Origin of the sequence: Stenotrophomonas sp. SAM-B (assembly GCF_013387485.1) — a bacterium.
GTDB lineage: Bacteria > Pseudomonadota > Gammaproteobacteria > Xanthomonadales > Xanthomonadaceae > Stenotrophomonas > Stenotrophomonas maltophilia_AA.
This window is the reverse complement of sequence record NZ_JABBXB010000012.1, coordinates 1-20,223: the sequence shown is the minus strand read 5'-3', so window position 1 is coordinate 20,223 and position 20,223 is coordinate 1. Positions and strand designations below refer to the sequence as shown.

Sequence of the window (20,223 nt, the reverse complement as noted above, 5' to 3'; positions counted from 1 at the left end):
CACGGGGAGCGGCGGCTACAGCAGCGGCGAGGCCAGCCGCGCGAACGCCTCCGGGACGCGGTGCCGCCACAGCGAGCGCTGGCGGTCGTTGCGCACCGGCGAAGCGCTGCTGTACTCGGCAAGCAGGATCTCGGCCAGCGCGGCCACCCGGCCGGTATCGCTGATCATCATCGAGAGCTCGAAGTTGAGCCGGAAACTGCGGTGGTCGAAGTTGGCACTGCCGACGATGCAGACGTCGTCATCGGCGATGAACGCCTTCGTGTGCAGCATGCGCGGGCCATACTCGTAGATCTTGACGCCTGCCTGCAGCAGCTCGTCGAAGTAGGAACGCGCGGCCTGGGTGACGAACCAGGAGTCGCTCATCTTGGGCACCAGCAGACGCACGTCCAGGCCGCCGAGCGCGGCCGAGGTGAGCGCCATGCGCGCGGCCTCGCCGGGAACGAAGTAGGGCGTGACCAGCCAGACCCGCTCCTTCGCTTCATGGATCGCCGCGACATGCAGCCGATGGATGGTCTCCCACGACGAATCCGGACCGGACACCAGCACCTGCGCATTGATGCTGCCCTCGCTGCGGCTGGGCATCGTCTCCGGCCACAGCTGGGCGATGTTGAAGCGCGCCGGCTCCTGGCCGGTGGCGTAGATCCAATCCTCGATGAAGACCAGCTGCAGGCTGCGCACCACGTGGCCCCGTAGCCGCATGTGCAGGTCGCGATACGCATCCGCGCGGACGCTCTCGTCTTCCTCATCGGTGATGTTGATGCCGCCGGTGAACGCCTGAAGGCCGTCGATGATGACCAGCTTGCGGTGCGTGCGCAGATTCAACCACGGCCGCTTGAACGGCTTGAGCAGCTGCCGCGGATGGAACCAGACCACTTCGGCACCGGCATCCAGCAGCGGCTGCAGGAAGCGCTTGCGGAGGGACGACGAGCCGACCGCATCCAGCAGCAGGCGCACGCGCACGCCGGCCGCCGCACGCTCGGTCAGCGCATCGCGCAACGCGGTGCCGGCGTGGTCCGGGTTGAAGATGTAGTACTCCAGGTGCAGGTGGTCCTTGGCCGTGGCCACCGCGGCAAGCAGTGCGCTGTAGGTCGCCGCACCATCGACCAGCCACTCCACTTCGGTGGCCGAGCTCGGCGACAGCCCGGTGGTGGCCTGGGCGATCTTGGCCAGCTCCGTGCAGTCCGCATCGGGGGGGCAGACGCTGCTGTAGTGCTCCATGCCCGAGCGCGAACGGCCACGGCGCAGGCGCTGCCGTTTCACCTTCTGCGGGCCGAGCAGGTAATAAATGAAGAGGCCCAGGTAGGGCAGGGCGGCCAGCGAGAGAATCCAGCTCAGCGTGGCGACCGGCTCGCGTTTCTGCAGCATGATCCAACCGATCAGCCACAGCAGATAGAGAATGTAGGCCGCCACCATCAGGGGGCGCAGGTGGGGGATGGCATCGAGCCAGTCCCCGAAGACGTCGAAGGTTGCGAGCATGGCCGGATGATAGCGGGCGGCGTGCCGCTGGCGCGTATCCACGGCCGGCGGCACAAAAAAAACGCCCCTGTTTCCAGGGGCGTTTTCCAGTCGCGTCATGACTGCGTCTTGCGTATTACTGCTGCACGAAGCCGATCTTCTTCATCTGAGCATTCTTCGCGGCAGCCAACACCTTGGCCATCACGTCGTACTCGGAGTCCGGGCTGGCATCGATGCGCAGTTCCGGCTGGTTGGTCGGATCACGCTGGACTTCCTGCTCCATACGCTGCTGCAGTTCGCCCACAGCCACGGGGCTGTTGTTCCACGACACCTGGTTGCTGGCGTCCACCTTCAGCTCGATCGGCGGCGGCGGTTCGACAGTCACCGGCGGTGGGTTGAGCACGCGCTGCGGCAGGTCAACGGCGATCGGGTACGTCATGATCGGCGCGGTGACGATGAAGATGATCAGGAGCACCAGCATCACGTCCACGAGGGGCGTGACGTTGATGTCGGCCATGGGGCCGCGGCTACCACCAGTACTGAATGCCATGGCTTACTGCCCCTTCTCTTTGGTGGCGACGAAGCCCACGTCGAGCATGCCCTGTTCCTGCGCGATCTTCGTCATCTCATTGATGACGCGCATCTTGGTGGTGCGGTCACCACGCAGGTTGAGGGGCGGCTGCGGGGTCTGCTGGGCGGCGGTCGCCAAGCGAGACTCGAGCGTCTGCTTGTCGATTTCCTCGTCGTTCCAGTAGATCGAGCCGTCTTCCTTGACTGCCAAGGTGATCGGGCTCGCCCGCTTTTCAGCGTCTTCCGGATTCTGCACCAGGTTGGCCTCAGGCAGATCCACCTTGACCTTGTGGGACATCAGGGGCGCCGTGATGATGAAGATGATCAGCAGCACCAGCATCACGTCCACGAGGGGCGTAACGTTGATGTCGGCCATGGGGCCGCCGCTGTTACCACTACTGAAAGCCATAACGGGCTCCGTCTAGATCGTGTTGACTACGTTCTCGCTGGGTGACGCGCGTCGCTATTAGCGAACGCGCGAACCGGTGGCGAAGAAGTCGTGCAGGTCGTGAGCGAACGTATCGAACTTGCTGATCGTGGCGCTGTTGATCTTGCTGAAGAAGTTGAAGGCGAACACGGCCGGGATAGCCACGAACAGACCGATGGCGGTCATGATCAGTGCTTCACCCACCGGGCCGGCAACGGCGTCGATCGAGGCGGAACCGGTGGCACCGATCTTGATCAGCGCGCCGTAGATGCCCCACACGGTACCCAGCAGACCCACGAACGGAGCGGTTGCGCCGACGGTGGCCAGCAGGGTCATGCCCGACTGCAGGTTGTTGCTTTCGCGGGTCACGGCCTGACGCAGGGCGCGATCGACGAACTCCGAACGGCTCAGGTTTTCACCCAGGCCACCCGAGGTGCCGCCTTCCGAACGCTGGTGGTGCGCAGCAGCCTGTGCAGCGTCCAGAGCGATCTTGGAGAAGGGCTCCGAAGCCGGCTGTTCTTCCATCGCACGGATGGCGTCCTGCGCGTTCGGGGTATCCCAGAACAGGCTGGTGACCTTGTCGGCGGCGGCCTTCAGACGGGCAGCGCGGAAGATGTTGATGACGGTCCAGTACCAGGACATGGCCGACATGATGATCAGGGTCAGCAGCACGACCCAGGAGACCGCGAAGTCACCCGGCTGGGTGGTCATCTCGTGGATCAGGTGCTCGAAGCCCATCTGCGACAGGGCGTTGGAGTTGCCCCCGGCAGCAGCGGCGATGAAAAGTTCCTGCAGCATGACGCTTACCTTTGTTGTGTGTGGTGATAAAGGGTATTGCTAGAAATAACCGCTAGAGGCGGTGGCCGGCGGGCCACCGGCCACTATCAGTTCAGCGCAAAGTTGACCGGGACGCGAACGCGACCTGCGACCTTCTTCCCGCCCGATTCCGCGGAACGGAAGCTCCACTTGCGAGCTGCTTCCATGGCGGCGCGATCGAGGTCACGGTTACGGCTGGACTTCTCGACCGACACATTGGTGACGTTGCCATTGGCATCGACGTCAATGATCAGGATGACTTCACCCTGGATACCAGCACGGAACGCTGCCGGCGGGTAACGCGGGGGGTTCATGTTCTTCGACGAGATGTCGACGCTTGCCTCGATGGTGCTCGGGGGCTGCGGCGGCGACGGCGGCGAAGGCGGCGTGACGATGTCGGTCGGACGCGGGTCCGGGATATCGACCACTGGAGCCTGCGGCGGCGGCGGAACCGGGGACGGCTTCGGCGGCGACAGGTTCTTTACCGGCGGCGGCGGGGTGTCATCCGGCGGCGGCGGCGGCGGCGGCGGTGGGGGCGGCGGCGGAGCGTCGACCAGGGTCACCATGATGTTGCGTTCTTTCTCCGCCACGGCCTTGGGAGCCACAGCCGGGATCAGAAGCATCATGAAGGCGGCGAGATGCAGTGCGATTACAAAAGCGATACCCACGATACGCGGCCAGGAGAGGCCGGTGTCATCGCGTTGTTCGTACCTGTGAACGACTAGTTGTTCCGTCATGCGCCAAGAGCTCATTAGTGGGGCCGGGATACCCGGGGACAGGTAGCCCATGATCAGCGGTGCATGACACCGCAGGAACCTCCAAGCTTATACCAATCCTGAGCGCCTGCGCATCACTTCTGCAGGCATTCAGGCGTTATTCCTACTTACTTCAGGTTGATGATTTTCTTGGCATCCGCCTGGTTCTTCACACCCTTCGCCAGCGCTTGCTGGGCGGCCTGCCTGGCCTCCGGAATGCGACCTTCCGAATGCAGCACGCGTGCCAGATTCAGGTAGGTCTCGCCGTCCTTGGAAAGCGGGGCAGCCTTCTGCCACGCCTCGATCGCCTTGTCCGCCTGCTGCGGGTCGGAGTAGTAGTACGCCTGGGCCAGTGCCAGGTATACCTGATAATCCGGCTTCAGGATGTTTTTCTGCAGGCCATCATTGATAACGGCAATGACGTCCTTTTCTTTGTTCTCGCTGTTGGCGTAGATCGAGTACAGCTGCTTGTACTCGCGCTCGTCGGTCAGCTGGCCGGCGGTGTAGAGCTTGCCCATCACCGCGCCGGCCTTGTCCATCTGGTCGGCCTGCATGTACATGCTGGCCAGGTTCAGCTGGGCTTTCTTGTCGTTCGGGTTCTTTGCGGCCAGGGCTTCGGCCTGCTTGACCGCTTCACCGGTCTGGCCGCCTTCGGCCATGGCAGCCATCAGCAGCTGGTTCCAGCTGTCCTTCGGCTCCGACGAGCCGGCGATGGCCTGCTGCAGCACCGGGATGGCCTCGGCGTAACGCTCGGCCTGGTACAGCGCCTGGCCCTTGGCGATCAGTTCTTCGGGCTTGCTCGACTTGGTCTCGGCGAAATACTTGTCCAGCGTGGCCAGGCCTTCGTTGGTCTGGTCGTCCTGCAGCTGCAGCTGGCCGAGCATCAGCATCGACTGGTAGTGGCCGTTGTTGTCCAGCCCACCGAGCTGCAGCACCTGCTCGAGGTACTTCTTGGCAGCGACGTTGTCGTCGAGCTGGTAGGCGGCCTGCGAGGCCAGCTGCGCGGCGAGCGACTTGTCGTAGTTGTTCGCGGCCGGGTTGGCCAGGATCTCTTCGGCCTGCGCGCGGGTTTCCGGGAACTTCTGATCGTTGTAACTGTCAATCAGCTTCTGCAGCTTCGGGCCGACCTTGGCCGAGGACTTCTGCTCCGGCTCCTGGCGGGTTGCGTTCGGGTAGAGCACTTCGGCCTTGGCCTGCTTCTTCCCACCGCGGGCACCGCGCTCGGAGGAGCGGGCCTGGGCAAAGGCATCGGTGATCATGGCGCCACTTACAGCGGTCGCGATGAGGACGGAAAGGACGGCTTGCTTGTGATTGCTGAAAATCATCTTTCACCTCGATCGAACCGCCGCAGCGGCATCAAAACGGACTGTCAGAAAAATCTGAGCCGCCAAACGTATCAGAAACTGATGGCGTGAGAAATCGTTTCCGATGCTGCAATACAGCATCTTTTGGTCGCATACGGGGGCATCAGCCGCACTTCGGCCGCCGCCCGGCTGCCTGGGCCTGTTGGTATACACCACTCAGGGACGGCGCGTCTCGCTGCAATTCGCGGATGCGGTTGGCTGGATCGGGGTGGGTGGACAGCCACTGCGGTGATCGGCCGCCACTGGCCGCCATCATGTTCTGCCACAGATCGACCGCCTGCGCCGGGTTGAAACCGGCCTCGGCCATCAGGCGCTGGCCGACGATATCGGCCTCGCTTTCCTGGGTGCGCGACCCTGGCAGCAGGAAGGCTGCCTGGGCGCCAGCGCCACCGAGCTGGTTGACCGTGCTGGCCGCCCCCTCGCCGTACGCCGCGCCCGCGAGGGCGCCGAGCACCGACAGGCCGGTCTGCGCGCCCATCTGCCGGGTGATGCGTTCTTCGTGGTGGCGCGAGATGACATGCCCGATCTCGTGGCCGATCACCGCGGCCAGCTGATCCTGGTTCTTGGCGACGGTGAAGATGCCGGTGTTGACCCCGACCTTGCCGCCGGGCAGGGCGAACGCGTTGGGTTCCTTGTCGACCATCAGCGCTGTTTCCCACCGTACGCCACGGTACTGTTGGGGCAGCTGGGCGACCAGGGCATTGACCACGCACTGCACGTAGGCCGTCTGCTTCGGATCCTTGCTGAGCGTGCCCTTGGACTTGGTTTCGGTAAATGCCTGCGCGCCGAGCTGATCCAGTTCGGCCTGCGACACCCCGCCGACCATCTGGCGGCGGCCCGTCGGCGAGGTCGTGGTGGCGCACGCGCTCACCAGCATGGCGATGGCAATTCCCAACAGCACTGGTTTCATGTGCGATCCCCCGTGTTCATGTGCGCAGTGTGGAACGCGGCGACGTAAATTTTCGTCAAGCCGCGCATCGATCATTGGATGCCCAGGAACATCAGCGCCACCAGCGCGATGCCGTTGTTCAACCCATGTGCGGCGATCGGGGCCCAGAGGGTACCGGTGCGCTGGTACAACCAGGCGAAGGCTGCGCCCATGGCGCCGTAGACGAGCCACAGCTGAGCGATTTCCCACGGGCCGTTGGCACTCGTGCCGGGGATTTCATGCACGAGGGCGAAGGCCAGGCTGCTCAGGACGATGCCCAGCGCCGGACGGCCGGCCTGCCACAGGCGACCGAACAGGACACGGCGGAACAGCAGCTCTTCATAGGCCGGCGCGAGCACGACGGCAAACAGAGCAAGGAACCACGGGAAGCGCGTGATCGCCTGTTCCATCAGCGCAAGGTTGGTTGGGACCGGCTCGATGCCGGCCTGTTTGGCCAGCCAGGCGATCAGGTTGCTGCCGATGATCACAGCGGTGGCGACCAGCAACGTCCAACCCCATGTCGAGGGGCGACGCGCGGCCTGGAAGGACAGTGCACGTTCGGCGGGCGTGGCCCGGCGACGGAAGAAGTACAGCACCAGCGCCGCGCCACCGGTGGCGCCCAGTGCCATCAGGATCTGGGCAAGTGCACCCGGTTGGCCCAGCTGTTGGGCCAGATCCGCCACGGCGGACGCATCCGCGCCGTTGCGGGCGGCTTGGTAACCCACGGTCGCGCCGCGATACAACCCCCAGATCAGCCCGCCGATCAGGCTCAGCGACAGCAGTACCGCTGCGCCGATGCCCAGGTCGATGAAGAAGCCCGCGAGCGGGGAACCCGGCGTACGCGGCGATGACGGAACGGCAGGGGGCAGCGGAGGCGTCATGGACGCCGGGGTGGTTGCAGACATCGGATTCCTGGCATCGGGGAGCGATGGCCGGCCAGGGTGCAGGTCGCACCCGGCCGGCCCGTCCCCGATTGTGTCAGATATCCAGGTTGGCGACCTTCAGCGCATTGTCTTCGATGAAGTCGCGGCGCGGTTCGACCACGTCGCCCATCAGCGTGCTGAAGATCTGGTCGGCAGCCACGGCGTCCTCGATGCGCACCTGGAGCAGGCGGCGGGTATCGGGGTTCACCGTGGTGTCCCACAGCTGCTCGGGATTCATTTCACCCAGGCCCTTGAATCGCTGGATCTGGCGGCCCTTCTTGGCCTCGTCCAGCAGCCAGTTGCGCGCTTCGGCGAAGCTGGCCACCTCGGCCGACTTGGCGCCGCGGCTGATCTTGGCACCGGTGCGGACCAGGCCATGCAACAGCAGCGAGGACTGGTGCAGGGCACGCAGTTCACCGGTTTCGAACGCGGCCAGCGGCAACACCTGGATCATCTGTTCGCCCATGTGGCGACGCGTGACCAGCACGGCGGCCGGACGCTCGTCGGTGGGTTCCTGCAGTTCCAGCGTGTAGCGCGGCGAGCCGAGGCTGCCCTGGTTGAGACGGGTTGCCAGCGCGGCCAGGCCTTCGTCGGCACCGGCCTTGCGCAGGTGTTCCAGATCCATCGGGGTGAAATCGATGAGCGCTTCGAGCACCTGGCGGTCATAGCGATGGCCGTTGCGCGCAATGGTTTCCTGGGCCGAGGCATAGGAGAGCAGCAGCTTCTCCAGGGCCACGCCTTCGATGCCCGGTTCGCTTTCGGCCGGAATCAGCGAGGCGTTTTCCACCGCGCTGCTGGCCAGGTAGGCGTCGAGTGCCGGGTCGTCCTTCAGGTACAGCTCCTGCTTGCCCTGCTTGATCTTGTACAGCGGCGGCAGGCCGATGTAGATGTGGCCGCGCTCGATGAGCTCCGGCATCTGCCGGTAGAAGAACGTCAACAGCAGCGTACGGATGTGCGCGCCGTCGACGTCGGCATCGGTCATGATGATGATGCGGTGGTAGCGCAGCTTGTCCGGGTTGTATTCGTCCCGGCCGATGCCGGTGCCCAGCGCGGTGATCAGCGTACCGACCTGATCCGAGGCCAGCATGCGGTCGAAGCGCGCGCGTTCCACGTTGAGGATCTTGCCGCGCAGCGGCAGCACCGCCTGGTTCTTGCGGTTGCGACCCTGCTTGGCCGAGCCACCTGCCGAGTCACCCTCGACGATGAACAGTTCGGACAGCGCCGGATCCTTCTCCTGGCAGTCGGCCAGCTTGCCCGGCAGGCCGGCGATATCCAGCGCGCCCTTGCGGCGGGTCAGATCGCGCGCCTTGCGCGCCGCTTCACGGGCACGCGCGGCGTCCACGATCTTGCCGGCGATCGCCTTGGCTTCGTTCGGGTTTTCCTGCAGGAACTCTTCCAGGCGCTGGCCGAAGGCACTTTCCACGGCCGGGCGCACATCCGAGCTGACCAGCTTTTCCTTGGTCTGGCTGGAGAAGCTCGGGTCCGGCACCTTCACCGACAGCACCGCGATCATGCCTTCGCGCATGTCATCGCCGGTCAGGTTGATCTTGGCCTGCTTGGCGATGCCGTTCTGCTCGATGTAGTTGTTGAGCACGCGGGTCAGCGCCCCGCGGAAGCCGGCGAGGTGGGTACCGCCGTCCTTCTGCGGGATGTTGTTGGTGAAGCAGTACATCGTTTCCTGGTAGGAATCGGTCCACTGCAGCGCCACGTCCACGACGATGCCGTTGGACTCGCCCGTCACCGAGATCACGTTCGGGTGCAGCGGCGTCTTCAACTGCGCCAGATGCTCCACGAAGCTGCGGATGCCGCCTTCGTAATGGAAGTCGTCGCGGCGGCCATCGCCACGCTCGTCGACCAGCGCGATCTTGACGCCGGAATTGAGGAAGGACAGTTCGCGCAGGCGGCGGGCGAGGATGTCGTAGTGGAACTCCACGTTGTCGTGGAACGCCTTGACCGACGGCCAGAAGCGCAGGGTGGTGCCGCGCTTGCTGCTGGCTTCGACCTGCTTCAGCGAATTGACCGCCGCACCGTCCGCGAATTCCTGCTGGTAGTGGAAGCCGCCCTGGTAGATATCGAGCAGCAGCTTCTGGGACAGCGCGTTGACCACGCTGACGCCGACGCCGTGCAGGCCGCCTGAAACCTTGTAGCTGTTGTCGTCGAACTTGCCGCCGGCGTGCAGGACCGTCATCACGACTTCGGCCGCGGAGACTTCGCGGTCGAGCTTCTTGCTCATCTGCTCGTGCTTGCCGGTCGGGATGCCGCGCCCGTTGTCCGACACCGAGACCGAGCCATCGGCATGGATGATGACCGAGACGTTGTCCGCGTGACCGGCCAAGGCTTCGTCGATGGAGTTGTCGACAACCTCGAACACCATGTGGTGCAGACCGGTGCCGTCATGGACGTCGCCGATGTACATACCAGGACGCTTGCGGACAGCCTCGAGGCCTTCCAGGGCGGTGATGCTGTTGGCGTCGTAGTTGCCGCTGTTTGCGGGGATGTTCTGTTCTTCAGTCATTGCGCTTGCCGTAGGCTCCGCAGGTCGGGCCGCCGCGGTGAGGCGGGGCGCCGGGTAATAAGGGGTTGCAACAGCAATTATACCAGCCGGGCACCGTGGCCCCTGGGGGACCACTATGGCACAGGCTGGACCTGTCCATGTTCCACGTGGAACCGGGTGATATCCGGTGCGTCCACCAGAGCCGCCGGGACTTCGGTGGCGGTGATGAAGATCTGCGCGGGGCCCGCCTTCAACCGCTCCAGCACCCGCGCCTGGTGGTGGCGATCCAGTTCGGAAGAAAGATCGTCCAGCGCGATGACCGGCCATTCCCCGCGCTGTTCCGCGTAGTCCTCGGCCTGGGCCAGCAGGCAGGTGAGGGCGGTCAGTTTGGCCTGTCCGCGCGAAAGCGCATCCCGCCCGGGGATGGTCTCGAACACGACACTCCAGTCGGCCCGGTGCGGACCCACCGAGGTGTAGCCGGCCATCCGGTCGCGCTCGCGGGCCAGGAGCAGGGCGTCGGAGAGGGACAGCTCCTGTTTGCGCCAGCCGGGGCTGAGGTTCAACGACCGGATGCCCAGATTGGGCGCCAGTACGGCGGCCAGTTCCACGGTCCGCTCCTGCAGCCGCTCCAGGTAGTGCTGGCGGCGGGTCGTCAGGGGTTCGCCGGCCTCGGCGAGTTCCCGATCCCATGCATCCAGGGCATGCGGGTGCCCGCCCTGCTTGAGCAGGGCATTGCGCTGCTTCAGGGCCCGTGAGTACCGCCGCCACAGTCCCATGAAGTCTGGTTCCACGTGGAACAAGCCCCAATCGAGGAATCGCCGGCGAGGCTCACCTCCGCCACTGACCAGGGCGTGGCTGCCAGGTTCAAAGGTCACCACGGCCAAGGCTGCGCACAACGTGCCCAGCTGGGCGACGTCTTCCCCGTCCAGCCGTCCTTTCCATTCCTGGCCGCTGTGGCGAAGCCCCGCCTTTCGACGGGTCGGCGTATCGGCGCCTTCGCGCTGCTCGTCCCATTCGACGAACACATCCAGCGCTTCCCGCCCCTGGCGTACCAAGCCATCCCGCACCCGTCCGCGGAAACTGCGGCCATACGCCATGACATGCAGCGCCTCCAGGACACTGGTCTTGCCGGCGCCATTGTCACCGGTGATCAGATTGATGCCCGGTTTCGGCGCCAGTTCGACGGTGTCGAAGCGGCGGACCTGGTGCAGGGACAGACGGCGGATGTGCATGCGGGAGATCAACGCCGCACGGGGCGGCAGACGGGTAGGGGGAATCGATCAGCTTACTGCATTGCCCTGGTTCCACGTGGGACACCGCCTCGCGCAGAGTGGACTGCGGTGGAGATGTCGACTCTTCCTGCAGGATGTCTGGGCCCAAAAGGCATCCGGGCCCCCAAAGGCATCCATCCAAGGGTGCGAGCCACCACAAGAGACCGGCCGCTGCGGTACCGCCGCCCAGGCCGAGTTGGGCACATACGGCGCGCCACGTGGAACATGTCACTGGATGAGCAGCATCGCGATGCGGAAACCCGCTGAATTTCTTCAAATCTGAGGCGTGCGCAGCAGGGAGGCCGTGCAGATTTCAAGAAATTCGCGCTGATTTCCACCCGTCAGGACGGCTCGATCTGAGCCGACAGCCCATTTCTTCGAATTCTGCGAGACGGAGGTGGAGACGGCTGTCCAGAATCCAACGGACGCCACGCAGACCCAAACGAGACTGTCCACATCCCCCATGTATGACTTATGCACAACCCATGGGCAATCTGTGGATAAAAAGCACCCCTTGGAGGGGCTTGAAAGATATCCACAGGATCACCCCCAGGCTTAGACCCTGTTTTACCGGGGGTTTCGAGGCCATATTTCCCTTTCAAACCAAACACTTAACCTACTTTTCAACCAAATCTGGCCCTACCACCACCACCTAGCTTTAGATTTATATACAGTTTTTAAAAGCTTAGAGCTGTGATTCAGCCGTTCAAAAGCAGGCCGCCGCCGCGCTCCAGGGCAAGAGGAAATCCAGCTCGTTCACGACGCTGGATCTTCGGGAATCGACCACGGCGGGAGCGGGCAATCGACTGGATCGGATGATCGCCTCCAGGTCGATGGCCAGCGCTGGATCGAGGCTGGCGTGTGAGCGTCGCCCCAGGTGACGCAATGCTGCCGATGACCGCTCGACCGATGGAACTGCCGGCAAGGCGTTTGCTGGAGGTTCGAAGGTTCAACCGGGCGGCACACCGGTATCGATATCCGCCCATCCGCTGAATGCTCCACGTGGAACATCGGTTCTTCCGCCCAAAAAGAAACCCGGCAGTGCCGGGTTTCTCTGAACCACTCGGTTCCACGTGGAACCTGCGCGTCTCAGGTCACAGACGCAGCGGCATCACCACATGACGCGACTTCTCGCTGCTGGCCTCACGGACCAGGGCGGAGGAGTTCGAATCGCGCAGCTGGATCACGACGTGCTCATCGCGCAGTGCCGACAGCGCGTCCAGCAGGTAGTTCACGTTGAAGCCGATGGCCAGATCGCTGACCGTGGTGTCGGCCTCGATTTCTTCCTGGGCTTCTTCCTGCTCCGGGTTGTGCGCGCTGATCTTCAGGTTGCCCGGCGAGACTTCCACGCGGATGCCGCGGTACTTCTCGTTGGACAGAATCGCAGCGCGCTGCAGCGAGGCACGCAGCGCTTCACGATCGACCTTCACTTCGCGGTCAGCACCGATCGGGATCACGGCCTCGTAATCCGGGAAGCGACCGTCGATCAGCTTGGAGGTGAAGGTCACATCGTCGCGCTTGACGCGGACATGGCTGCGGCCGACTTCCAGCTCGATCTCGCGATCGCCGCTTTCCAGCAGACGCTGCAGCTCGGTCACGCCCTTGCGCGGCACGATGATCTGACGCTTGGCGCCGCTGGCTTTTTCCAGCTCGGTTTCGCACAGCGCCAGGCGGTGACCGTCGGTCGCCACGGTACGCAGGGCATCGCCGCGCAGGTCGAACAGCAGGCCGTTGAGGTAGTAGCGCACGTCCTGCTGGGCCATCGCGAACGCCGTGCGCTCGATCAGTTCCTTCAGGGTCGCTTCGCCGATGGCCACGCGCTCGGTCGCTTCGACTTCGTCTACCGACGGGAAGTCGTTCGCCGGCAACGTTGCCAGGGTGAAGCGGCTGCGCCCGGCCTGGACGGTGATCTTGTCACCGGTCTGCGAGACGGTGATCCGGCTGCCATCGGGCAGGGCGCGGATGATCTCGAACAGCTTGCGGGCGGGGATGGTGGTCTCGCCGTCCTGGGCATCTTCCACCGCGATCCGCGACACCATTTCCACTTCTAGGTCCGTGCCGGTCAGCGACAGCTGTCCGTTCTGGACCTGAACCAGGAAATTAGCCAGAACCGGCAGGGTCTGGCGGCGTTCGACCACGTTGACGACTTGTGCCAACGGCTTGAGAAAGGCTTCGCGCTGCAGTGTGAAACGCATGTGGTTCCGTGCCCCTATGCTTTAAAAAAATGTGGAATAAATCAAAAGCTTGGTGGTGCTGGTAGGGCCAGAATCGCGGGAAAACACGACTAAGCCGTTGTAAACAAAAGGATTTTTGACCTCGAAACCCTCTGCATTACTAGCCCCCAAGGGGTGGGGAAAGCTGTGGATAACTTTACCGTCGAATCGAGCGGCTTTCTTATCCACAACCTATCCCGCGCTTACTACCGGATTCTGCACCGTTTTATGCGATGACGCCTTAGCGGCGTACATGCATCATTCGCTCAACTTCCGGATCAGCTTGTCCCAGTCTTCCCGCAACTTGCCGTCCGCTTCCATCAACGTCCGGATCTGCCGGCAGGCATGCAGCACCGTGGTGTGGTCCCGGCCGGCAAAGGCGTCGCCGATTTCCGGCAGGCTGTGCTCGGTCAGTTCCTTGGTCAGGGCCATGGCGACCTGACGGGGACGGGCCAGCGACCGGGTCCGACGCTTGGACAGCAGATCCTTGATCTGCAGCCCGTAGTAGTCGGCCACGGTTTTCTGGATGTTGGGAATGCTGATCGCCTGCTGCTGGGCGCGAAGCAGGTCGCGCAGGGTTTCCTGGGCGAAATCAGTGGTGATCGCACGGCCGGTGAAATTGGCGCGGGCGGCCAGGGTATTCAACGCACCTTCGAGGTCGCGGACATTGGAGCGCATCTTCTTGGCAATCAGAAACGCCACATCGTCGGGGATATCGGTGCCACGCTCGCGGGCCTTGGCCAGCACGATCGCTGCACGCGTTTCGAAGTCCGGCGGCTCGATCGCCACCGACAGGCCCCAGGCCAGCCGCGACTTCAGCCGTGCTTCCAGGCCCTCGACTTCGCGCGGGTACCGGTCGCAGGTCAGGATGATCTGCTGCTTGCCGTCGAACAGGGCGTTGAACGTATGGAAGAACTCTTCCTGGGTACGGTCCTTGCCGGCGAAGAACTGGATGTCATCGATCAGCAGCGCGTCCACCTGCTGGAACTGGCGCTTGAACTGGTCCATGGTTTTTTCCTGCAGCGCACGGATCATCGCGCTGAAGAACTGTTCCGAACGCAGGTACAGCACCTTGGCCGCCGGATTGGCCTGACGCATCGCATTGCCGGCCGCGAACATCAGGTGGGTCTTGCCCAGGCCGGTCCCGCCGTACAGCAGCAACGGGTTGTGGGCCCGGTCGCCCGGCTTCTGCGCCGCCTGGAACGCCGCGGCCAGACCCAGCTGGTTGCTGCGGCCTTCCACGAAGTTGGCGAAGGTGTAGTGCGAATCCATGTTGCCGGCGAACGGCACCAGCGGCTCAGCCGGGGCCGCGGGCGCGGACAGGCCCGGAATCGACGCGATCTGCGCCTCTACCGGACGCGGACGCGAGCCGATTTCAAGAAAAACGTCGCCGAAACCGGCGAAGTGCGCCACCAGCTCCTTGATGCGCGGCAGGTACAGCTCGCGCACCTGGTCGACGATGAAGGCGTTTGGCGCATAAAGCACCAGGCTGTCCGCGCGCAGATCTGCCTGCAGCGGCTTCAACCAGGTGTGAACATCTTCGGGCGGGAACTCCGCTTCGAGGCGTTCGAGGGAACGAGACCAGGCATCCATCGGCAATAATCGTCTGAGGCCAGCGGATAGGCGAACAAAAGCGCCGCACCGCAGGCCGGAAGGGGGAAGAATGGATGGCGCAGACTACCACCGACGAGGGGGGCCGGGAATGGTTGTCCCAAAGTTATTCACAAAATGATCCACAGCTATTGCACAGCCCGGTGAATTCCCGTAGTGACAGACACTTGACGGGACCTCGATGAGGTCTATAGAATTTCCGGTTCTTTCCGTCCCCTTCATATAGAGGCCCGCATGGCCACCAAGCGCACTTTCCAACCCAGCAACCTCAAGCGTAAGCGCGACCATGGCTTCCGTGCCCGTATGAAGACCGCTGACGGCCGCAAGATCCTGTCGCGTCGCCGCGCCAAGGGCCGTAAAGTCCTGAGCGCTTGATTGCAATGCCGCTTTCCGCGGCAGACGCAATCCTGACTGTGAGCAGTTCCGACCCGCGCAAGCGATTTCCTCGCTCTGCGCGGGTTCGTACGCGTGCCGAATATACAACGGTCTTCAACGGCGCCCGCCGTGTGTCCGATCCGCTGATGACCCTGCACTGGCTGAAGAGCGATACGCCAGCCAGGTTGGGTCTTGCGGTGTCGCGCAAAGTCGATCCCCGAGCCGTGGGTCGCAACCGAGTGAAGCGTGTGTTGCGCGATGCCACACGCCATCTACGGCCGTGGATGAGTGCCGGCGATTATGTCGTCGTTGCGCGCAGCGCCGCCCGTACCGCCAGCAATCCCGAAATCCGCCAGGCCTTTGAACGCCTGCTGCGCCGCCTTGGCGCATTGCCCATGCCGGGCGCGGACGGCACAATGCCGCCGCCCCTGGGCGTTGCACCCCTTTCCCAGTCCGAGCCGGCATTGCGTGCCGGCCCCGCCGAGCCTGCACGCTGATGAACCAGACCCGCGTTTTCCTGATTTTTGCCTGGCTGATGGTGGCCGTGTTGCTGTGGATGGAGTGGGGCCGCGACAAAGCCGCGCCGCCGACCCCGGCCGTGGCCGCCCAGACCACCCAGGCCAGCGTGCCGGGTGCCGCTGCCGGCAGCATCCCCGGTGCCGCCGTGCCCCAGGCCGACGGCACGCTGCCGGCGACCCAGCCGACCGCGCAGGCCGCGACGGGCCCGGCCCGCGTGACCATCACCACCGACGTGCTGCGCCTGGTGTTGGACGGTGGCACGGTGCTGGACGCCGAGCTGCTGCAGTTCCCGCAGACCAAGGAAGAAGGCAGCCCGCCGGTCCGCCTGCTGACCGAAGAGGCGACCCACCCGTACCGCGCGGTGAGTGGCTGGATCAGCGAAGACAAGACCATGCCGGTGCCGGCCGCCAACGGCTTCAAGCTGGTCGGCGACAACCACGACTTCGTGCTGGCCAAGGGCCAGGACGAGGTCACGGTGCCCTTCGAATGGACCGGCCCGAACGGCGTGACCATCCGCCGTACCTACTCGCTGGGTCGCAACGAGTACGCGATCACGGTGAAGGATGAAGTGGTCAACGGCGGCAGCGCTCCGTGGAGCGGCTACGTGTTCCGCACCCTGGACCGCACCCCGACCATCCTTTCGCGCAGCATGACCAATCCGGACTCGTTCAGCTTCAACGGCGCGACCTGGTTCAGCCCGCAGGACGGTTACGAGCGTCGCGCGTTCAAGGATTACCTGGACGACGGCCACCTCAACCGCACCATCACCGGCGGCTGGCTGGCGATGCTGCAGCACCATTTCTTCACCGCGTGGATTCCGCAGGCCGACCAGGCCGCGCAGTACTCGCTGGCGCAGAACAACGGCCGCGACCAGATCGAAGCGCGTGGCCCGGCCTTCACCGTGGCTCCGGGCCAGCAGGTCAGCACCGAGGCCCGCCTGTGGGTCGGCCCGAAGCTGGTCAACCTGATCGCCAAGGAAGACGTGAAGGGCCTGGACCGCGTGGTCGACTACAGCCGCTTCTCGCTGATGGCGATCATCGGCCAGGGCCTGTTCTGGGTGCTCAACCAGGTCCACAAGGTCGTCAACAACTGGGGCTGGGCGATCGTCGGCCTGGTGGTGCTGCTGAAGCTGGTGCTGTATCCGCTCTCGGCCGTGCAGTACAAGTCCGGTGCCAAGATGCGTCGCTTCCAGCCGCGCATCGCGCAGCTCAAGGAACGCTATGGCGATGACCGCCAGAAGTTCCAGACCGCGATGATGGAGCTGTACAAGAAAGAGAAGATCAACCCGATGGGCGGCTGTCTGCCGATCCTCATCCAGATGCCGATCTTCTTCGCGCTGTACTGGGTGCTGGTGGAATCGGTGGAACTGCGCCAGGCCCCGTGGCTCGGCTGGATCCAGGATCTGACCGCGCGCGACCCGTACTTCATCCTGCCGGTGATCAACGTGGCGGTGATGTGGGCCACCCAGAAGCTGACCCCGGCGCCGGGCATGGACCCGATGCAGGCCAAGATGATGCAGCTGATGCCGCTGGTGTTCGGCGTCATGATGGCCTTCATGCCGTCCGGTCTGGTGCTGTACTGGGTCGTCAACGGTGGCCTGGGCCTGCTCCAGCAGTGGTGGATGACCAAGCGTCATGGCAGCGATCCGCTGCCGGTCGTCACCGCCAAGAAGTAAGCCACACAGGAAACCCGCCGCAAGGCGGGTTTCCTGCATCTGCGGCCCGCGCAGCCGCGTGGTCCGTAGAATGCCCCCTGATTCCCCGCACGCTGCAGTGAGCCCGACATGACCCATGCCCCCGACACCATCGTGGCCATCGCCACCGCGCCCGGCGCTGGCGGCGTCGGCATGCTGCGGCTGTCCGGCCCGCAGGCGCGGCCCATCGCCGAAGCAATCGGCGTGCGCGCGATGCAGCCGCGGCACGCGCACTACGCGCGCTTCCGCGATGCGGGCGGCGAGGTGATCGACGACGGCATCGCGTTGTGGTTCCCGGCGCCGAACAGCTTCACCGGCGAGGAAGTGGTGGAACTGCAGGGGCATGGCAGCCCGGTGGTGCTGCAGCAGCTGGTCGCGCGCTGCATTGTCTTGGGCGCACGCCAGGCGCGACCCGGTGAGTTCAGCGAGCGCGCCTTCCTCAACGGCAAGCTCGATCTGGCCCAGGCCGAGGCCATCGCCGACCTGATCGCCGCCAGCGACACCCGCGCAGCGCGCGCGGCCCGCCGCTCGCTGGACGGCGTGTTCTCGCGCCGCGTCGATGAGGTCGCGGAACAGCTTGTTCTGCTGCGGATCCACGTGGAGGCGGCAATCGATTTCGCCGACGAACCGCTCGATACCCTCGGCGGGGCGCAGGTGCGCAGTGGCCTGGTCACCGCGCTGCAGGCGATGCTCCGGCTGCGCGACGATGCCGAGCGCGGCCGCAAACTGCGCGACGGCCTGCATGCGGTACTGGTGGGCCCGCCGAACGCCGGCAAGAGTTCACTGCTCAATGCGCTGGCCGGCAGTGAGCGGGCGATCGTCACCGACATCGCCGGCACCACCCGCGACACCCTGCGCGAAACCATCCGCATCGACGGCCTGGAACTGACCCTGGTCGACACCGCCGGCCTGCGCGAAGGGGGCGATGCCATCGAGCGCGAAGGCATGCGCCGGGCGCGCGCGGAGATGCAGCGCACCGACCTGGCCATCGTTGTGGTCGATGCGCGCGACCCGCAGGCCGGCCGCGACGCGGTGGGCGACAGCATCGCCGACGTGCCGCAGCAGCTGTGGATCCACAACAAGAGCGACCTGCTGGACGTGATCCCGTCCGACGCCCCCGCGGACGTGGTGCATGTCTCGGCCGCGACCGGCCTCGGCCTGGATCAGCTGCACGCGCGCCTGCGCGCGCTGGCCAGTGGCAGCGCCGGCGACAGCGTGGACGGCGAGTTCTCCGCGCGTGCCCGCCATGTGGAGGCGATCAGCCAGGCCATCGGCCATGCCGAGCGCGCCGAATCGGAGCTGGTCCACGAGCACCTGGAGCTGGCCGCCGAGGAACTGCGCCTGGCCCATGAGGCGTTGGGCGAGATCACCGGGCGGATGAGCGCCGACGACCTGCTGGGGCGGATCTTCTCGAGCTTCTGCATCGGGAAGTAGGGGGGCGCCTTTCTTCGCGCTGTCACAGCCTTGCAGCAGACTGACCGCGTTCTTTGTCGACAGGGGTTTGCAGTGTCCAAGCAGTTGTGGGGATGTGTGTTGCTGGTGTCGCTGGCCGTGGCACCATCGGTGGCCATGAGCGCTGAATCGTCTTCCTCCACGCCTGCCAAGGCCGCCGTCTACGGCCACCGCGGTGCCAGTGCGCTGCTGCCCGAGCACACGCTCGCCGCGTACGCGCAGGCCATCGCCGACGGCGCCGATTACATCGAGCCGGACCTGGTGATGACCAAGGACGGTGTGCTGGTGTCGCGCCACGAGAACGAGATCAGCGGCACCACCGATGTGGCCGCGCATCCGGAGTTCGCCAGCCGCAAGGCGGTCAAGACCATCGATGGCGAACGCATCGAAGGCTGGTTCACCGAAGACTTCACCCTCGCCGAACTGAAAACTCTTTACGCCCGCGAGCGCCTGCCGCAGCTGCGCAGCACCGCGTTCGACGGCCAGTTCCGCATCGCCACGCTGGACGAGATCATCGCTTTCCTGGTGCAGCAGGCCGGCCGCGCCAACCGCGGCATCGGGCTGGTACCGGAGATCAAGCACGGCACCTACTTCACGCGCATCGGCCTGCCGATGGAAGACAAGGTGGTCGCCGCGCTGCGGGGCAACGCCTATACGCGCGTGGCACCGGTGACGATCCAGTCCTTCGAGGTCGGCAACCTGCGTTACCTGCGCGGCAAGCTCGGTCGCGACAGCAACATCCGCCTGCTGCAGCTGCTCGGTGACCCGAAGCAGCAGCCCGGTGACGTGCTGGCCGCCCAGGGCAGCCAGCGCTATGCCGACCTGATCACCCCGGCCGGGCTGCGCGAGGTGGCCACCTACGCCGATGGCATCGGTCCGAGCCTGCGCATGGTCATTCCGCTGGACGCGCAGGGAAAACTGGGCACCCCGACGTCGCTGGTACACGATGCGCATGCGGCCGGTCTGATGGTGGTGCCGTATACGTTCCGGCCGGAGAACTACTTCCAGGCCGCGGAGTTCCGCAGCGGCGAGCCGAATGCCCGCAACGCGGAAGGTTCGGTCGCCGAGATGCGGGCCTACCTGGCCACCGGCATCGATGCGTTCTTCACCGATGACCCGGCGCTGGGCCGGCGTGCGGTGGATGGGGATGGCACACCGGCGACCCGGTAGGTACCGACCGTTGGTCGGTACGATCGTGATCGGCGCGATATCGGAATGTCCGGCGCACGGCAGCCACGCATGGCGTGGCTCTTATCTCTTGCCGATCTGGCACTTTAGGTGCCGAGAGCCCGGCGTGGGCGACCGTGTGGCTCTAGGTCTTGCGACCGCTGGGTAGCTTGGGTCCCCACGCCGGTTT

17 protein-coding genes are annotated in these 20,223 nt (G+C 64.8%); 5 read left to right on the top strand and 12 right to left on the bottom strand.

The genetic code is table 11. The features are described from left to right. Nucleotides 1-15: 15 nt before the first annotated feature. From cls to dnaA, 12 genes are all read right to left on the bottom strand, one after another. On the bottom strand, nucleotides 16-1,476 hold the full coding sequence (cls, locus tag HH110_RS17035) for a cardiolipin synthase (protein ID WP_176990755.1): 1,461 nt from the start codon (nucleotides 1,474-1,476) through the stop codon (nucleotides 16-18). Between the two features lie 115 nt (nucleotides 1,477-1,591). Continuing rightward, nucleotides 1,592-2,005: a biopolymer transporter ExbD gene (locus tag HH110_RS17030; RefSeq protein WP_176990754.1), complete on the bottom strand. Its 414-nt coding sequence runs from the start codon at nucleotides 2,003-2,005 to the stop codon at nucleotides 1,592-1,594. A 3-nt stretch (nucleotides 2,006-2,008) separates the two neighbouring features. Next, the gene (locus HH110_RS17025; RefSeq protein ID WP_176990753.1) at nucleotides 2,009-2,434 is read right to left on the bottom strand and encodes a biopolymer transporter ExbD; all 426 of its coding nucleotides are present in this window, start codon (nucleotides 2,432-2,434) and stop codon (nucleotides 2,009-2,011) included. Nucleotides 2,435-2,491: 57 nt separating this feature from the next. Next, nucleotides 2,492-3,250 (bottom strand): TonB-system energizer ExbB, encoded by a 759-nt coding sequence (exbB, locus tag HH110_RS17020; protein ID WP_176990752.1) that lies wholly within the window; start codon nucleotides 3,248-3,250, stop codon nucleotides 2,492-2,494. 86 nt (nucleotides 3,251-3,336) lie between these two features. Beyond that, nucleotides 3,337-3,894 carry an energy transducer TonB gene (locus tag HH110_RS17015; protein WP_026069914.1) on the bottom strand — a complete coding sequence of 186 codons (558 nt, stop codon included), beginning with the start codon at nucleotides 3,892-3,894 and terminating at the stop codon, nucleotides 3,337-3,339. Nucleotides 3,895-4,151: 257 nt separating this feature from the next. After that, nucleotides 4,152-5,348, bottom strand: a complete 1,197-nt coding sequence (locus HH110_RS17010) for a lipopolysaccharide assembly protein LapB (protein ID WP_176990751.1) — start codon at nucleotides 5,346-5,348, stop codon at nucleotides 4,152-4,154. A gap of 142 nt (nucleotides 5,349-5,490) precedes the next feature. Beyond that, nucleotides 5,491-6,297: a M48 family metallopeptidase gene (locus HH110_RS17005; protein ID WP_176990750.1), complete on the bottom strand. Its 807-nt coding sequence runs from the start codon at nucleotides 6,295-6,297 to the stop codon at nucleotides 5,491-5,493. Between the two features lie 71 nt (nucleotides 6,298-6,368). Then, nucleotides 6,369-7,220 carry a CPBP family intramembrane glutamic endopeptidase gene (locus HH110_RS17000; protein WP_176990749.1) on the bottom strand — a complete coding sequence of 284 codons (852 nt, stop codon included), beginning with the start codon at nucleotides 7,218-7,220 and terminating at the stop codon, nucleotides 6,369-6,371. Nucleotides 7,221-7,293: 73 nt separating this feature from the next. Next, nucleotides 7,294-9,753: a DNA topoisomerase (ATP-hydrolyzing) subunit B gene (gyrB, locus tag HH110_RS16995; protein WP_176990748.1), complete on the bottom strand. Its 2,460-nt coding sequence runs from the start codon at nucleotides 9,751-9,753 to the stop codon at nucleotides 7,294-7,296. 113 nt (nucleotides 9,754-9,866) lie between these two features. Further along, entirely contained in the window at nucleotides 9,867-10,964 is a 1,098-nt protein-coding gene (gene recF, locus HH110_RS16990) for a DNA replication/repair protein RecF (RefSeq protein ID WP_176990747.1), read from the bottom strand. A 1,133-nt stretch (nucleotides 10,965-12,097) separates the two neighbouring features. Continuing rightward, nucleotides 12,098-13,198 carry a DNA polymerase III subunit beta gene (gene dnaN, locus HH110_RS16985; RefSeq protein ID WP_019184048.1) on the bottom strand — a complete coding sequence of 367 codons (1,101 nt, stop codon included), beginning with the start codon at nucleotides 13,196-13,198 and terminating at the stop codon, nucleotides 12,098-12,100. Between the two features lie 276 nt (nucleotides 13,199-13,474). Further along, entirely contained in the window at nucleotides 13,475-14,809 is a 1,335-nt protein-coding gene (dnaA, locus tag HH110_RS16980) for a chromosomal replication initiator protein DnaA (protein ID WP_176990746.1), read from the bottom strand. Between the two features lie 252 nt (nucleotides 14,810-15,061). Between dnaA and rpmH the strand changes: the two genes are divergently transcribed. From rpmH to HH110_RS16955, 5 genes are all read left to right on the top strand, one after another. Beyond that, nucleotides 15,062-15,202, top strand: a complete 141-nt coding sequence (gene rpmH / locus HH110_RS16975; RefSeq protein ID WP_006404565.1) for a 50S ribosomal protein L34 — start codon at nucleotides 15,062-15,064, stop codon at nucleotides 15,200-15,202. A gap of 5 nt (nucleotides 15,203-15,207) precedes the next feature. After that, nucleotides 15,208-15,699 carry a ribonuclease P protein component gene (gene rnpA, locus HH110_RS16970; RefSeq protein WP_176990745.1) on the top strand — a complete coding sequence of 164 codons (492 nt, stop codon included), beginning with the start codon at nucleotides 15,208-15,210 and terminating at the stop codon, nucleotides 15,697-15,699. Beyond that, the gene (gene yidC / locus HH110_RS16965) at nucleotides 15,699-17,396 is read left to right on the top strand and encodes a membrane protein insertase YidC (RefSeq protein WP_176990744.1); all 1,698 of its coding nucleotides are present in this window, start codon (nucleotides 15,699-15,701) and stop codon (nucleotides 17,394-17,396) included. Before rnpA ends, yidC begins: the two co-directional genes overlap by 1 nt. Before the next feature lie 108 nt (nucleotides 17,397-17,504). After that, complete coding sequence (mnmE, locus tag HH110_RS16960; protein WP_176990743.1) at nucleotides 17,505-18,848, top strand: tRNA uridine-5-carboxymethylaminomethyl(34) synthesis GTPase MnmE; 1,344 nt, start codon at nucleotides 17,505-17,507, stop codon at nucleotides 18,846-18,848. Nucleotides 18,849-18,983: 135 nt separating this feature from the next. Beyond that, entirely contained in the window at nucleotides 18,984-20,036 is a 1,053-nt protein-coding gene (locus tag HH110_RS16955) for a glycerophosphodiester phosphodiesterase (protein WP_176990789.1), read from the top strand. Nucleotides 20,037-20,223: the final 187 nt, after the last annotated feature.

Coding starts and splice junctions, on each gene's coding strand:
- cls (WP_176990755.1), bottom strand. CDS start 1,476: ATGCTCGCAACCTTCGACGTCTTCGGGGACTGGCTCGATGCCATCCCC.
- HH110_RS17030 (WP_176990754.1), bottom strand. CDS start 2,005: ATGGCATTCAGTACTGGTGGTAGCCGCGGCCCCATGGCCGACATCAAC.
- HH110_RS17025 (WP_176990753.1), bottom strand. CDS start 2,434: ATGGCTTTCAGTAGTGGTAACAGCGGCGGCCCCATGGCCGACATCAAC.
- exbB (WP_176990752.1), bottom strand. CDS start 3,250: ATGCTGCAGGAACTTTTCATCGCCGCTGCTGCCGGGGGCAACTCCAAC.
- HH110_RS17015 (WP_026069914.1), bottom strand. CDS start 3,894: ATGATGCTTCTGATCCCGGCTGTGGCTCCCAAGGCCGTGGCGGAGAAA.
- HH110_RS17010 (WP_176990751.1), bottom strand. CDS start 5,348: ATGATTTTCAGCAATCACAAGCAAGCCGTCCTTTCCGTCCTCATCGCG.
- HH110_RS17005 (WP_176990750.1), bottom strand. CDS start 6,297: ATGAAACCAGTGCTGTTGGGAATTGCCATCGCCATGCTGGTGAGCGCG.
- HH110_RS17000 (WP_176990749.1), bottom strand. CDS start 7,220: ATGTCTGCAACCACCCCGGCGTCCATGACGCCTCCGCTGCCCCCTGCC.
- gyrB (WP_176990748.1), bottom strand. CDS start 9,753: ATGACTGAAGAACAGAACATCCCCGCAAACAGCGGCAACTACGACGCC.
- recF (WP_176990747.1), bottom strand. CDS start 10,964: ATGCACATCCGCCGTCTGTCCCTGCACCAGGTCCGCCGCTTCGACACC.
- dnaN (WP_019184048.1), bottom strand. CDS start 13,198: ATGCGTTTCACACTGCAGCGCGAAGCCTTTCTCAAGCCGTTGGCACAA.
- dnaA (WP_176990746.1), bottom strand. CDS start 14,809: ATGGATGCCTGGTCTCGTTCCCTCGAACGCCTCGAAGCGGAGTTCCCG.
- rpmH (WP_006404565.1), top strand. CDS start 15,062: ATGGCCACCAAGCGCACTTTCCAACCCAGCAACCTCAAGCGTAAGCGC.
- rnpA (WP_176990745.1), top strand. CDS start 15,208: ATGCCGCTTTCCGCGGCAGACGCAATCCTGACTGTGAGCAGTTCCGAC.
- yidC (WP_176990744.1), top strand. CDS start 15,699: ATGAACCAGACCCGCGTTTTCCTGATTTTTGCCTGGCTGATGGTGGCC.
- mnmE (WP_176990743.1), top strand. CDS start 17,505: ATGACCCATGCCCCCGACACCATCGTGGCCATCGCCACCGCGCCCGGC.
- HH110_RS16955 (WP_176990789.1), top strand. CDS start 18,984: ATGAGCGCTGAATCGTCTTCCTCCACGCCTGCCAAGGCCGCCGTCTAC.